Below are 14,793 nucleotides of genomic sequence, written 5' to 3' on the forward strand. Positions count from 1 at the left end.
TCAAAGGGTCTCCAGGTCTGCCAGGAAATCATGCATCTCACTCAGGTCTTCGCTGGAGTGAGGGGTCAGGTGAACCGCCAGTTGCTCGGCGTACTCGCGCAGCGATGCGGTGCGAAACAGCAGGTCCAGCGGCACCGCCGCCCCTTGCTCCAGTTGCAGTCGCGCCGTGGCCTGAGTCGCCAACAGTGAATGTCCACCCAGTTCAAAGAAGTTGTCGTCGCGCCCTACCCGTTCGAGCTTGAGCACGTCTTGCCAGATATCCGCGACGCTCTGTTCCAGCGCACCGTCCGGCGCCACGTAGGTGCGCAGCAGTTGATTGGCGTCCGGCAGCGGCAAGGCCTTGCGGTCGAGCTTGCCGTTGGGGGTCAGCGGGAAATGCTCCAGCAGCATCCAGTGCGCAGGAATCATGTAATCGGGCAGCAAAGGTGCCAGTGCCGATTTCAGCGTGTCGCGCAGGACTGTGGGGTCGGCATCCTGCGGATTCGCCGCAATCAGGTAGGCCACCAGTTGCAAGCCACCCGGCCCGTCCTGCGCCACCACGGCTGCTTCGCGAATCGACGCCTGAGCCAACAGGCAGGCTTCGATTTCGCCCAGCTCGATGCGGAAACCGCGGATCTTCACCTGATGGTCGACACGCCCGAGGTACTCGATCACCCCGTCAGCGCGATACCGCGCCAGGTCACCGGTGCGATACAACCGCGCACCGTTGCCGAACGGATCGGGCAGGAAGCGCTCGGCGGTCAGCGCCGGCCGGTCGTGATAACCCCGCGCGAGGCCATCGCCACCGATCAGCAATTCACCGATCACACCGGCCGGGTTCGGCGCAAAGTGTTCGCCGAGGATATGCAGCGTGGTATTGGCAATCGGCCCGCCGAGGTACGGCTGGCGCTGCTCGGCCGTCAGTTGATACGCCGCCGACCAGATCGTCGTTTCCGTCGGCCCGTAAAGGTTCCAGACTTGCCCGGCGACAGCGAGCAGACGCGCGGCCAGATCCTCGGCCAGCGCTTCGCCGCCACACAGGCATTTGCGCCCCGCAAGCCGCGCAGCCTGCGGATGATCGAGCAACATCCGCCAGGTCGACGGTGTCGCTTGGACGACGCTGACCTGCTGTTGCTCGATGATCTGCAGCAGCGCCTCCGGGTCGTGCGCACTCTGCTTGTCCACCAGCACCACGCAAGCCCCGCTGAACAGCGCGCCGTACAGTTCCAGGCCAAAAATATCGAACGAGAACGTGGTCAGCGACAGCACTCGGTCACCTGCCACCAGCCCCGGCTCACGGGCCATGCTCGCGACGAAATTGACCAGTGCCTCATGACGCACCATCACGCCTTTCGGCTTGCCGGTGGAGCCCGAGGTGTAGATCGCATAGCTGAGGTTGTCACCGTCGACCGGCACCTGCGGATTGGCCGCCTGTGCAGCGCTGATCGGCTCTTCGAGGGAACCCGGCAGCAGCGTCTGCACACCGGCCGGAATTGGCAGCACTTGCAGCAACGAGGCTTGAGTCAGCAACAACTGCAAGCCGCTGTCTTCGATCATGTGCGCCAGACGATCGCTCGGGTATTGCGGATCCAGCGGCACGTAAGCGCCACCGGCCTTGAGGATCGCCAGCAAGCCGACAATCATCTCCACGCCACGCTCCAGCGCGATGCCGACCAGACGATCCGGGCCAACGCCCTGGGCAATCAGGCGATGGGCCAAGCGGTTGGCCTGCGCATTGAGCTCGGCGTAGGTCAGGCGCTGTTCAGCAAACACCAGCGCAATCGCGTCTGGTGTCTGATCCGCGCGCGTTTCGATCAAGCGGTGGATGCAACGCGCTTCAGGCCAGGCCGCTGCGCTGGCATTCCACGCCAACAATTGCTGATCGGTTTCGGCGGCGTCGAGCAGGTTCAAGTCACCGAGCGCACGCTCGCTGCCGTCAATCATCTGCAGCAACAACCGTTGCAGGTGCAAGCCCATCTGCTCGACTGAAGCCGGGGCAAACTGTGTGCACTGGTAGCTGAATTGCACCGCCAGCTCGGCACCGAGGCTGACCGACAGGGTCAGCGGATAGTTGGTTTGCTCCAGGTTATCCACGGCACCGAAACGCAGGCCTTGCGGCGAGCTTTGTTCCAGCGCTTGGGAAATCGGGTAGTTCTCGAACACCAGAATGTTGTCGAACAGCGCCTCACCGCCCAGCCCGGCCCAGCGCTGAATGTCGAACAACGCGGTGTGTTCGAACTCGCGTAACGCCAGGTTTTGCGCCTGTACACAGTGCAACCAGTCACCGAGACGCTGCTCCGGACGCGGGCTGGCGATAACCGGCAAGGTGTTGATGAACAACCCGATCTGCTGTTCTACACCGAGCAGATCCGCCGGACGCCCCGACACCGTCGCGCCGAACGCCACGCAGGATTTGCCGCTGTAACGCTGCAACAGCAGCAACCACGCCGCTTGCACCAGCGTGTTGACCGTGACTTTCGCATCGCGGGCAAAATCGCTCAGACGCTGAGTCTGTGCCACGTCCAGTTGCACCCGATGTTGCGCATAAGCCTGAGGCTCGACGCCTTGCGTCGGTGCCGCAAACACCTGCGCCAGGCGCACCGGCTCATCCAGTTCACGCAATTGATCGAGCCAGAAGGCTTCAGCGGCACCGGTATCCTGTCGCTGCAACCAGGCAATGTAATCGCGATAACGCCCGTTCGGCCGCGCCACCGCTTCACCGCTGTAATGCTGCAACACTTCGCCGAGCAACTGCGCACTGCTCCAGCCATCCATCAGGATGTGGTGGTTGGTGTAGATCAGGTGATGACGGTTGGCCGCGGTGCGCACCAAGACCAGACGCATCAGCGGTGCAGCGCTCAGATCCAGCCCTTGCGCGCGCTCCGCATCGGCGAGGGTTTGCAGCGCAGCGTCCAGATTCGCCTGAGCGCTCCAGTCGAGGATGCGGAACGGCACCTCCAGATGGCGCTGCACAACTTGAACGGGTTGATCCAGATCGCCCTGCCAGAAGAACCCGGTGCGCAGAATGTCATGGGCATCGACCACCGCTTGCCACGCGGCGCGGAAACGCTGCGGGTCGACGCCATCGACGTCCAGACGCATCTGGTTGATGTAGTCGCCACCGCCCTGTTCAAGCAAGGTGTGGAACAGCATGCCTTGCTGCATCGGCGACAGCGGGTAAATGTCGTCGACGGACTGCGGCTGTTGCACCAGCACGTCCAGCTGCGACTGGGTCAGCGTCGCCAGTGGGAAGTCCGACGGCGTCACGCCACGGTTGGCGCTGTCGCAGCAATGCGTGATCAGCGCGGTGAGTTCTTGCAGGTAATCGTCGGCCAGACGCTGAATCGTCGCCGGGTTGAACATCTCGCTGCTGAAGGTCCAGCTCAGATCCAGCTCGCCGCCGAAGACTTTGCCGTCCAGCGCCAACGGGCTGCCCAACGGGCCGGCCATGTTGACTTCTTCGCCGCCGGATTCGCTGGTTGGCACGAACAAGGCGTCGTCGCCAGCATCGAAGCTGCCGTCGAACTGGCCGAGGTAGTTGAAGGTCAGGCGCGGTTTCGGCAGGGCTTGCAACGCTTGCTGTGCAGCGGCGTCGCCAAGGTGCGCGAGAGCGCCGAAGCCGATGCCTTTGTTGGGGATCGCGCGCAGTTGTTCCTTGATCTGCTTCAGCGAAGCGCCGAGATCAGCGACCGGCACCAAGCGTGCCGGGAACACGCTGGTGAACCAGCCAACGGTGCGGGTCAGGTCGACGTTGTCGAACAAGTCTTCGCGACCATGGCCTTCCAGTTGCACCAGCACACTGTTGTCGCCGGTCCAGCGCACCATCACTCGCGCCAGTGCGGTCAGCAGCAGGTCGTTGACTTGCGTGCGGTAGGCCGCCGGGGCTTCCTGCAACAGTTGCCGGGTCAGGGTTTTATTCAGTTGCGTGCGGATCGATTGCGCCTGATTGTGTTGCTGACCGGCGTGCGGGTTGTCGCAAGGCAACTCAGTCGAGGCGCCTTGCAGCTGTTGCTGCCAGAAACCCAGTTCGGCCTGCAACGGCGCGCTCGCGGCATAGTCCTGCAATGCCTCGGCCCAGGCTTTGACCGCACTGGTCTTGGCCGGCAATTGCACGGCTGCGCCGGACAGAATCTGCCGATAAGCGCTTTGCAGATCTTCGAACAGGATCCGCCACGACACGCCATCCACCACCAAGTGGTGAACCACCAGCAGCAGTCGTTGAGTACCGTCGGCGAGGTTCGCCAGCACCGCGCGGATCAGCGAACCGTCACTCAGTTGCAGGCTGCGCTGCGCCTGATTTCCCAGCGCCTCAAGCGCCGCCAGATCAGCGACCTCGACTTGCCACAGGACGGTTTCGCCCGCTTGCGTCGCGACATCGCGGTACTGCGCCGACCAGCCTTGCGCCTGCTCGGCAAAGTCCAGACGCAGGCTGTCGTGATGCGCCACCAGCGCATCCAGCGCTTGCTCCAGCACCTGCGCGTCGAGCGCCTGGGACGGTTTGAGCATCACCGACTGATTCCAGTGGTGACGATCAGGAATCGGCTGCGCGAAGAACCACTGATGAATCGGCAGCAACGCCGTTGCGCCGGTTACCGGTTGTTGATCGATCAGTTGCAGCGGCTCGCCGCTTTGCACCACGGTGGCCAGCGCCTGAATGGTCTGGTGCTGGAACAAGTCTTTCGGGGTAAAGCGCAAACCGGCCTGACGGGCTCGACTGACCACTTGAATCGAGATGATCGAATCGCCGCCCAGCTCGAAGAAATTGTCGCTGAGGCCGACGCGCTCGAGCTTGAGCACGTCCTGCCAGATCGTTGCCAGTTGCTGCTCCAGCGCGCTTTGCGGCGCGACATAGACTTGCTGCAATTGGCTGACATCCGGTTTGGGCAGATTCTTGCGATCGAGTTTGCCGTTCGGCGTCAGTGGCATGCGCTCCAGGCGCAACACGTAGGCTGGAACCATGTGCGCCGGCAGCGTGGCCTTGAGTTGTTCACGCAGTTGCTCGGCGAAATCCTCGCGCGGCGAGTCGCTGACCACGTACGCGACCAAGCGTTTGCTGCCGGCGCTTTCCTGCGCCACGACCACCGCTTCGCGCACGCCATCCAGGGCCTGAAGACTCGCTTCGATCTCGCCGAGTTCGATGCGGAAACCACGGATTTTTACTTGATTGTCGATACGTTCCAGGTAGTCGAACGTGCCATCGACACGCTGGCGCACCAGGTCGCCAGTACGATAGAGCACGCCACCGCGGCGGCTGAACGGGTCAGCGACAAAACGCTCGGCGGTCATCGCCGGACGATTGAGATACCCCCGCGCCACACCGCTGCCGCCCAGATACAACTCACCGGCCATGCCTTGCGGCAGCAGGTTCAGATCAGCGTCCAGCACGTAGGCGCTGCGATCACCGATGCGGCTGCCGATTGGCGCGTACGCGGCGCCGCACGGTTCGTCGCGAGCGGCCTTCCAGATCAGCGGCGTGACCACGGTTTCGGTCGGGCCGTAGCCGTTGATGATGTACTCGGGATTCAGCGCACGTTTAACCCGCTCGAAACTGGCGTTCGGCACCGCATCACCGCCGAAGCAGTAGATGCGCACGTGCGGTGGATTACCGATGCGCTCGGCATGTTCGGCCAGTTGTTGCAGGTACACCGGTGGGAACGCGACCACGGTCACGCCGTGTTCGATCATCGCGTTGTAGGTCTGCTCGGGTGTCCACAGGCTGTCATCGCGAATCAGCAGCGAGCCGCCGTGGGTCAGGCTGGTCAACCAGCGCTCGTGGGCACCGTCGAAGGCGAACGACATGAAGTGGAATTCGCAATCGCTGTCGCGCATTTCATAGCGCTCACCAATCGCCAGGCAGTGCATGGCCAGCGGCCCGTGGCTGACGCTGACGCCTTTCGGGTTGCCGGTGGAACCCGAGGTGTAAATCACGTACGCCAGGTTGTGCGGATCCAGTGCAACGATCGGTGCCTGCGTCGAATGCGCGCTGAGGTCGAGGTGATCGAGTTCCAGCACGGTCAGTGCGTCCGCGATCGGCAATTGCGCGGTCACTCGCGAATCGGTCAGCAACAGCGCCAGACCGGAATCCTCCATCAGGTACGCCAGACGCTCGCGCGGGTAACTGGTGTCCAGCGGCACGTAGGCGCCACCGGCCTTGAGCACCGCCAGCAACGCGACGATCAGGCCCTCGCTGCGTGGTAGCGCAACACCGACACGCACTTCGGCGCCAACGCCGCGCGCCACCAGCTCATGGGCGAGACGGTTAGCGCGGGCATCGATGTCGCCGTAGCTGAAATGTTGGCCGTCGAAAATTACCGCGGTGCGATCCGGTTGTTGCGCCGCCAGGCGCGCGTAACGCTGATGCACGGCGAGGTCGACCGGGTACGCCTGCGGTTGGTTTTCGAGGATCTGCCGGGCGTGTTCCTCAGCCGTTGCCAAGGCGATTTCACCGAGGCGGCGTTCGGCAGATTCGGCGAATTGCTCCAGCAGATGCAGCAGTTGCGCGCTCAGGCGCTCGACAGTCGCGACACTGAAATGCGCCTGATCAAAACTCATGTGCAGCGCCAGGGTTTCACCCAGCGTTACGCCAAGAGTCAGTGGGTAATGAGTCTGATCCTGGTTGGCCACTTCACCGAACACCACGCCTTGCGCGGTGCCGTGTTGCAGCGCCTCGGAAATCGGGAAGTTTTCGAACACCAGCAGCGTGTCGAACAACGACTCGCCGCCCTGCCCGGCCCAGCGCTGAATGTTGGCCAGCGGCGTGTGTTCGAACTCGCGCAGGCTGAGGTTCTGCGCCTGCACCGCGGCCAGCCATGCGGCAACGCTTTGATCGGGACGCGAACCGGCGATCACCGGCAGCGTGTTGATGAACAGGCCGACTTGCTGCTCGATGCCGACCAGTTCCGCCGGACGCCCGGCGACGGTGGTGCCGAACGCCACGCAAGCACTGCCGGTATAGCGCTGCAACAGCAGCAGCCACGCGGCTTGCACCAAGGTGTTGGCGGTGACTTTCTGCTGCCGGGCAAACTCGTTCAGGCGTTGCGTACGCGGTGCGTCGAGCGAGTAATGCTTGAGCGCGTGCCCGCGCTCGACACGCACCTCACCGCCGCCCGCCGCAGCTTGCGCAAGCACGGTTGGCTCATGGAAGTCGGCCAGTTGCGCCAGCCAGAACGCTTCGCTGACAGCGCCGTCCTGACGTTGCAGCCACTGGATGTAATCGGCGTAACGGCTCAGCGGGCGCGGCGGTTGCTGGCCAGCATAACGCTGCAGCACTTCGCCGAGCATCTGCGCGCTGCTCCAGCCATCCATCAGGATGTGGTGGTTGGTGAAGATCAGGTGATGACGCTGATCGGTGACTTGAATCAGCGTCACCCGCAGCAGTCCGGCCTCGGTCAGATCGAAGCCCTGAGCGAGATCGGCAGCCGTGAAATCCTCGAGCGCCTGAGCAATGTCGGCGCGCTCACGCCAGTCGAGCAGCGTGTACGGCAATTCGAGGCGGCGATGGATGATCTGCAGTTGTTCCTGCAATTCTCCCTGCCAGATGAAACCGCTGCGCAGGATGTCGTGGGCATCCATGGTCGCCTGCCACGCGGCGCGGAAACGCTCGGGATCGAGGCCGTCGACATCGACACAGAGCTGGTTGATGTAAGTGCCGGTGCCCTGCTCGTACAAGGTATGAAACAGCATGCCCTGCTGCATCGGCGACAACGGATAAATGTCTTCGATGCCGGCGGCCGGCACCTCGATCGCATCCAGTTGCGCCTGAGCGATGTGCGCCAGCGGGAAGTCCGACGGCGTAATGCCCATGGTTTCCGGCAGGCAGCAATGGCTGATCAGCGCTTGCAGTTCAGCGGTGTATTCGTCAGCCAGACGGGCGATGGTTGCCTCGTTGAACTGCTCACGGCTGAAGGTCCAGCGCAAGTCGAGTTCACCGTCGTAAACCTGGCCTTCGACGCCCAGCCAGTTGTCCAGTGGCGCATCGAGACTTTGCTCCAGCCCCGCGCCCTCACCGGCCGGGCTGAACAGTGCGCCGTCCTCGGCATCGAAACTGCCGTCGAACTGGCCGAGGTAGTTGAAAGTGATACGGGGCAACGGCAGCGCCTTGAGCGTGGCTTGCGCCGCATCGTCACCGAGGTAACGCAGCACGCCAAAACCAATGCCCTTGTTGGGGATGGCACGCAGTTGTTCCTTGATCTGCTTGATTGTGCCCGGCAACGAATCGGCCGGGGTCAGGCGCACCGGGAACAGGCTGGTGAACCAGCCGACGGTGCGGCTCAGGTCGACGTCGTCGAACAGGTCTTCGCGACCATGACCTTCCAGTTGAATCAACGTGTCGGCGTGCCCGCTCCAGCGGCAGATGACCCGCGCCAGCGCGGTCAGCAACAGGTCGTTGACCTGGGTGCGATACGCCGCCGGCGCCTGTTGCAGCAGTTGCTGGGTGAAGGTTTTGTCGAGGCGGCTGTGCAGCACCTGAGCGTGGCGAGTTTGCCGGCTGCCCTGCGGGTTGTCGCAGGGCAGATCCAGTGCTGCGCCGGCGAGTTGTTGCTGCCAGAAATTCAGTTCGGCCTGCACCGCGTCAGTCGCCGCATAGGCTTGCAGATGCTCGCCCCAGGCTTTGTACGAACTGGTTTTGGCCGGCAGTTTGATGCTCGTGCCTTGCAGTGCTTGCTGATAAGCCTGTTGCAAATCTTCGAGCAGAATCCGCCACGAAACACCGTCCACTGCCAAGTGGTGTACAGCCAGCAACAGGCGCTGACTGCCATCGGCGACGGTCGCCAGTACGGCGCGCAGCAGCGGGCCGTTTTGCAGATTCAGGCTTTGCTGGGCCTTGGCGTAAAGCGCTTGCAAAGCATCAGCGTCGAGACGGTCAGCCGTCCACAACAGCTCAGGCTCCGCCGCAACCGGCGCGATGTCTGCACGCCAACCTTCGGCGCTGTCGATGAAACGCGAACGCAGCGCATCGTGCTGCACCAGCAAGGCATTCAGTGCCTGCAACAGTGCTTCGGCATTCAGGGTCTGATGACTGCGCAGCAGCACCGCCTGGTTCCAGTGGTGACGCTGGGGAATGTCGTCGGCGAAGAACGTTTGCTGGATCGGCAGCAACGGCATTTCACCGCTGACCGGACTTTGATCAATGCTCACGCCGGCGTTGCCTTGCTGGGCGACGCTGGCCAGACCTTGCACGGTCTGGTGCTGGAACAGGTCACGCGGGCTGAAATGAATCCCGGCCTGACGCGAACGGCTGACCACTTGAATGGAGATGATCGAGTCACCGCCCAGCTCGAAGAAGTTGTCGGTCAGGCCGACCTGTTCGAGCTTGAGCACGTCCTGCCAGATGGCTGCGATTTTCTGTTCCAGCTCACTGCGCGGGGCGACAAACGCTTGCTGCATCTGGCTGGCGTCCGGCGCCGGCAAGGCCTTGCGATCGAGTTTGCCGTTGGGGCTCAGCGGCAATGCGCCGAGGAACAGCAACTGCGTCGGCACCATGTAGTCCGGCAGGCTGTCCTTGAGCTGCGCCTTGATCGCTTCGCGCGCGGCGCCTTGGGCTTCAGTTGAAGCCGCAATCACGGCGGTGTCTTTCGGCACCACGTACGCCACCAGTTGCAGGCTGCTGCCGCCCTGCACTGCCAGCACCACCGTTTCTTTGACGGCATCGAGTTCTAGCAGACGGGCTTCGACTTCGCCCAGCTCGATACGGAAGCCACGGATTTTTACTTGATGGTCAACGCGACCGACGTATTCGATCTGGCCTCGGGCGTTGAAACGCGCCAGGTCGCCGGTGCGGTAAAGACGTGCACCCGTGGCGGAAAACGGATCGGGAATAAAACGCTCAGCGGTCAAGTCCGCACGCTGGAAGTAACCGCGCGCCAGTAATTCACCGCCAATCAGCAACTCGCCGACCACGCCAATCGGCGTCGGTTGACCGTCAGCATCCAGCAGATAGGCATGCCGCCCCGGCAACGGCTGACCAATTGGCATGGTCAGCGGCAGCGGCTGACGAGCGAACACGTAATCGCTGCAATCAAGGGTGGTCGCAGTAACGGTGGCTTCGGTCGGGCCGTAGGTATTGAGCAACTTGACGTGTTCCAGCCCGGCGAGACGCCAGGCTTGCACACCTTCCGGCGGCATCGCCTCACCACCGCTGTGCACCTGGCGCAGCGCGGCGTAATCACGCGGGCCGGCAGCGGCGAACTCTTTGGCGATCATGTTCCAGTAGGCGGTGGTCAAGTCCATGACCGTGATGCCCTGCTCGACGATATTTCGGTACAGGGTTTCGCTGTCCCAGACTTCGTTGCCGCGCAACACCACCGAGGCGCCGCAGGTCAGCGGACCGAACAGTTGTTCGCCGAAGGCATCGAAGTTGAACGTGGCAAATTGCAGCGCGCAATCGGCAGCGCTCAAGCCGTAGTAATGCTGCGAGGCGAAGGCGTGTTTGCTCAGCGCCCCGTGGCTGATGCCGACGCCTTTAGGGCGGCCGGTGGAGCCGGAAGTGAACATCACATAAGCGAGGTTATCCGCCCACACCGCGCGTTGCGGATTGCTTTCGTCGGTGAACGCCCACGCCTCAGCTTGATCGAGGCACAGGCTGCGCACGTTCTGCGGCACCGGCAGGCGGTCGAGCAAATGGCTTTGCGTCAGCAGCAAACGACTGCCGCTGTCTTCGATCATGCTCAGCAAGCGATCGCGCGGGTATTGCGGATCCAGCGGCACATACGCGCCGCCAGCCTTGAGCACGGCGAGAATGGCGACGATCAGCTCCAGCCCGCGATCAAGCGCAACGCCGACCAGCACTTCCGGGCCGACGCCCTGCGCCAGCAACGTACGGGCCAGACGGTTGGCGCGGGCGTTGAGCTGTGCATAAGTCAGTTGCTGAGCGTCGAAAATCAGCGCGATGGCATCCGGCGTCTGCGCGGCTTGCGCTTCGAATAGCTCATGCACCGGGCGCTCGCTCGGCCAGACCGTGTCGTGACGGCCCCAGTCCTGAGTCAGTTGCTCAAGCTCCTGCGCTTGCAGCAAACCGATCTCGCCAACCCGCTGCTGCGGATCGCTGGCGATGCTGTGCAGCAGGTGTGTCCAGTGCCGCGCCATGCGTTCGATGGTTGCGCCGTCTAACAGGTCGCTGGCGTAGGTGAACGCAGCGTGCAACTGGCCGCCCTTTTCGTAGGTGTCCAGGCTCAGGTCGAACTGGGTGCTGCGGCTTTCCCATTCGATCACGCCAAGTTCCAGACCGCTGCCGACCTTGAGGGTGGTGACGTCAGCGACTTCCGGCTGATGGTTGTACATCACCTGGAACAGCGGGTTGTAACTCAGGCTGCGCTCCAGTTTCAGCGCCTCGACCAGCCGTTCGAACGGCAGATCCTGATGCGCCTGGGCACCGAGCGCGGTTTCCTTGAGCGCACTGAGCAGATCAGCGAATGCGGTCTGACCGTCGAGCTGTACGCGCAGCACCTGAGTGTTGACGAAGAAGCCGATCAGACCTTCGATCTCGCGGCGGTTACGGTTGGCGATCGGCACACCGACGCGCAGATCGTTTTGCCCGGTGTAACGGTGCAGCAGAATGTTGAAAGTGCCGAGCAACAGCATGAACAGCGTGACGCCGTGCTGGCGCGCCACGCCGCGCAATTGCTCGACCAGTGCCGCGTCCACCACATGCTCATGGCGGCGCCCGCGATTGCTCGGCAATATCGGGCGCGGCCGGTCGAGCGGCAGCTCCAGCACCGGGTGCTCATCGCCCATTTGCGCCAGCCAGTAATCGAGTTGCCGCTGTTGCTCGCCAGCCTCCAGCCAACGCCGCTGCCACAGTGCGTAATCGCTGTACTGCACCGGCATTGGCGGCAACTCGGCCACTTGCCCCTGATCATGGGCATCGTAGAAACGGCAGAATTCGTCGATCAACACGTTCATCGACCAGCCATCGGAAACGATGTGGTGCAGGGTCAACAACAGCACGTGCTCCTGCTCGGCCAGATGCAGCAGACGCACACGCAGCAGTGGGCCGTTGGCGAGGTCGAACGGCAGCAGCGATTGCTCTTCGGCCGCCGCGGCCACGCGCAGTTCGCGCTCGGCGGCCGGCAAGGCGCTGAGGTCGATGCGCTGGATATCCAGCGGTTGTTGCAGCGGCACCTGCAGCAGGCTGTCGTCGGGCTGCTGCTGGAACACCGTGCGCAGGGTTTCGTGGCGTTCGATCAGGCTGGCGAAAGCCTGCTCCAGCGCTGACTGGTTCAGCCGCCCGCTCAGGCGCACCGCGGCCGGCAGGTTGTACGCGCCGCTCTGCGGATCCAGATGCCAGAGAAACCACATGCGTTGCTGGGCATAAGACAGCGCCTGCCGATCCTCGGCCTCGACCCCGGCCGGAATCGGAAACCGGGAAAAATCCACCCCTTCCCTCTGCAAGGCAGCGAGGAACATCTGGCGTTTTTCCAGGGGCAACCCGATAAACCGGCGAGCGAGTTTCAGGGAGTCTTCTGCATTCATTTCTTGGCATCCGGATCAGTAGGCAGGCAGCACAAAGGCACGTCGTCCCTATAAAACGAATGCAGACCGGAAAAATTAGCGATTGAGAACAACTATCAGGCGAGAGGTAGAGCGGGGATTTTTTTGCCAGCACAAATCAAAGGTGGGAGCGAGCCTGCTCGCGAAAGCGGTATGTCAGGCAATGAAAATGTCGACGGTGACGACGCTTTCGCGAGCAGGCTCGCTCCCACAGGTTATGCGCTGTTCAGGCCGTGGCGACCATGGCGTGGCGGCGGTGATGAACGTCGAGCTGATCCTTGATCACCTTGAGCACTTTTGCCTCGTGCTCATGAATGAAAAAGTGCCCGCCGGCGAGCATGTCCACCGAGAAGCTGCCCGAGGTTTCCTTGCTCCAGCCAATCAATTGCTCGGTAGTGGCGCGGTCAGCCTTGCCGCCGAGCACATGCACCGGGCAATTGAGCAACGGTCGCTGGAGCGGCTCGAATTTGCCGCACAGCAGGAAATCGGCGCGCAGGATCGGCAGGGTCAGGCTCATCAACTCGTCATTGGCCAGCACTTCTTCGCTGGTGCCATTGAGCGTGCGCAGTTGCTCGATCAGCTCGGCATCGGTCTTGGCGATGGCAAATCCGCGATCGTAGTCGGCACGCTGGGTCGGCGCTGCGGTGCCGGAAGCGAACAGTGCCACTGGCTCCGCGCAACCCAGCGCACGCAGCGCATGGGCAATCTCACACGCCAGCAAGGCTCCCAGGCTATGGCCGAACAACGCATAAGGCGTCTTCAGCGTGGGTTGCAACTCCTTGGCCAATTGCATCGCCAAGGCGCGCATGTCGGTCTGCAGCGGCTCGTCAAATCGCGCCCCACGCCCTGGCAATTCAACCGGTTTGAGTTGCAGCCACTGCGGCAACTTCGGCCGCCAGCGGCTATAGACCATCGCACTGGCACCTGAATAAGGCAGGCACAGCAGAGTCAGCTGGGTCACCACACGTCCCTCAAAAGAATTCGTCTGTAGAGAGAAACGGATCGCCGCCCACACAAATTAGTCGCCGCGCGCTAAATCCCCTCTACAGGCCCTCGTTAACTGTTCAGACCAAAACCAATAACGAGGATTCACCGTGGACTTGCAGAGCATTCTGGGCAAGCTGTTCGCCAACGCCGGTGCCGTCGGCATCGAAGGTGTTTTCCAATTCGTCTTTGGCCCGCAACAGGCCTACTGGTCCGAGGTCAAGGCCAGCAGCCGCACCGAGGCCGGGCGCCACGCCAGTCCGGACGTGACCATTGAAGTCGCGGAACAGGATTTCCTCGGCATCATGGCTGGCATGGCCAACGTCGAGGAACTGTTCGCCAGCGGTCGCCTGAAAATCGGCGGCAACATGGGTTTGGCGACGCTGTTGCCACAGATCATTGACCACGCACGCAACGGTGGCGGCGCCGTGGCGGAAAAGGTCGATATGAACAAACGCTACCCGACGCCGCCACGCTTCAGCGAAAAGCTCACCGCCAGCCTGCCGACCCAGCTCAACGTCGAACACCGTGCCCGCGATGAACTGTCGGTGACTGAATTCAGAAGCCGTTATCTGCCCCACGGCGTGCCCGTGGTGATCAGCAATGCGCTGCACGACTGGCCGCTGTTCAAGCTCAGCCGCGAAGAATCGCTGGTGCATTTCGCCGAACTGCAAGGCATCACCCGCCACGGTGATTACGTGAAGAAAACCTTCTCCACCGAACGGGATTTCCGCTCGACGTCGATGGCCGACTTCATCGCCTCGCTCGACAGCCCGGCCGTCAAAGGTGCGGACGGTGAACCGCCCGCCTACATGGGCAACAACATTTTGCCGGCCGCATTGATGCAGCAGATCAAATACCCGGCTTACTTCGATGCCTCGCTGTTTATCCCGCCGCGGATCTGGATCGGCCCCAAGGGCACGCTGACGCCGCTGCACCGTGATGACACCGATAACCTGTTCGCGCAGGTCTGGGGGCAGAAGACATTCACCCTCGCCGCACCGCATCACCGTGAAGCGCTGGGCACCTGGTCAACGGCGCCGGAAGGCGGACTGGACGGTTGCGACTTCAACCCGGATGCGCCGGATTACCAGCGTTTCCCCAAGGCGCGAGACGTGACGTTCCTGCGGGTGACGCTGGAGGCTGGGGACTTGCTGTTTTTGCCGGAGGGCTGGTTCCATCAGGTGGAATCGGTGTCGACGTCGTTGTCGGTGAACTTCTGGGTGAACTCGGGACGCGGGTGGTAACACTGCAAATCCTGTGGGAGCGAGCCTGCTCGCGAAGGCTATTTCACATTCAATATGAGTGTTGAATGACAGACCGCTTTCGCGAGCAGGCTCG

General features: G+C 62.5%; 3 protein-coding genes. 1 reads left to right on the plus strand and 2 read right to left on the minus strand.

Going from position 1 to position 14,793, the window contains the following annotated elements:
- Both KBP52_RS08195 and KBP52_RS08200 read right to left on the minus strand, forming a co-directional pair.
- Positions 1 to 12,450, minus strand: coding sequence for a non-ribosomal peptide synthase/polyketide synthase (locus tag KBP52_RS08195; RefSeq protein WP_212622579.1), 12,450 nt, complete (start codon positions 12,448 to 12,450; stop codon positions 1 to 3).
- Positions 12,451 to 12,694: 244 nt separating this feature from the next.
- Positions 12,695 to 13,432 (minus strand): alpha/beta fold hydrolase, encoded by a 738-nt coding sequence (locus KBP52_RS08200; protein ID WP_077571880.1) that lies wholly within the window; start codon positions 13,430 to 13,432, stop codon positions 12,695 to 12,697.
- 130 nt (positions 13,433 to 13,562) lie between these two features.
- On the opposite strand from KBP52_RS08200, the gene KBP52_RS08205 reads away from it, so the two are divergent.
- On the plus strand, positions 13,563 to 14,699 hold the full coding sequence (locus KBP52_RS08205; RefSeq protein ID WP_116032100.1) for a cupin-like domain-containing protein: 1,137 nt from the start codon (positions 13,563 to 13,565) through the stop codon (positions 14,697 to 14,699).
- The last annotated feature ends 94 nt before the right edge of the window (positions 14,700 to 14,793 follow it).

This window comes from Pseudomonas sp. SCA2728.1_7, from assembly GCF_018138145.1.
Lineage (GTDB): Bacteria > Pseudomonadota > Gammaproteobacteria > Pseudomonadales > Pseudomonadaceae > Aquipseudomonas > Aquipseudomonas koreensis_A.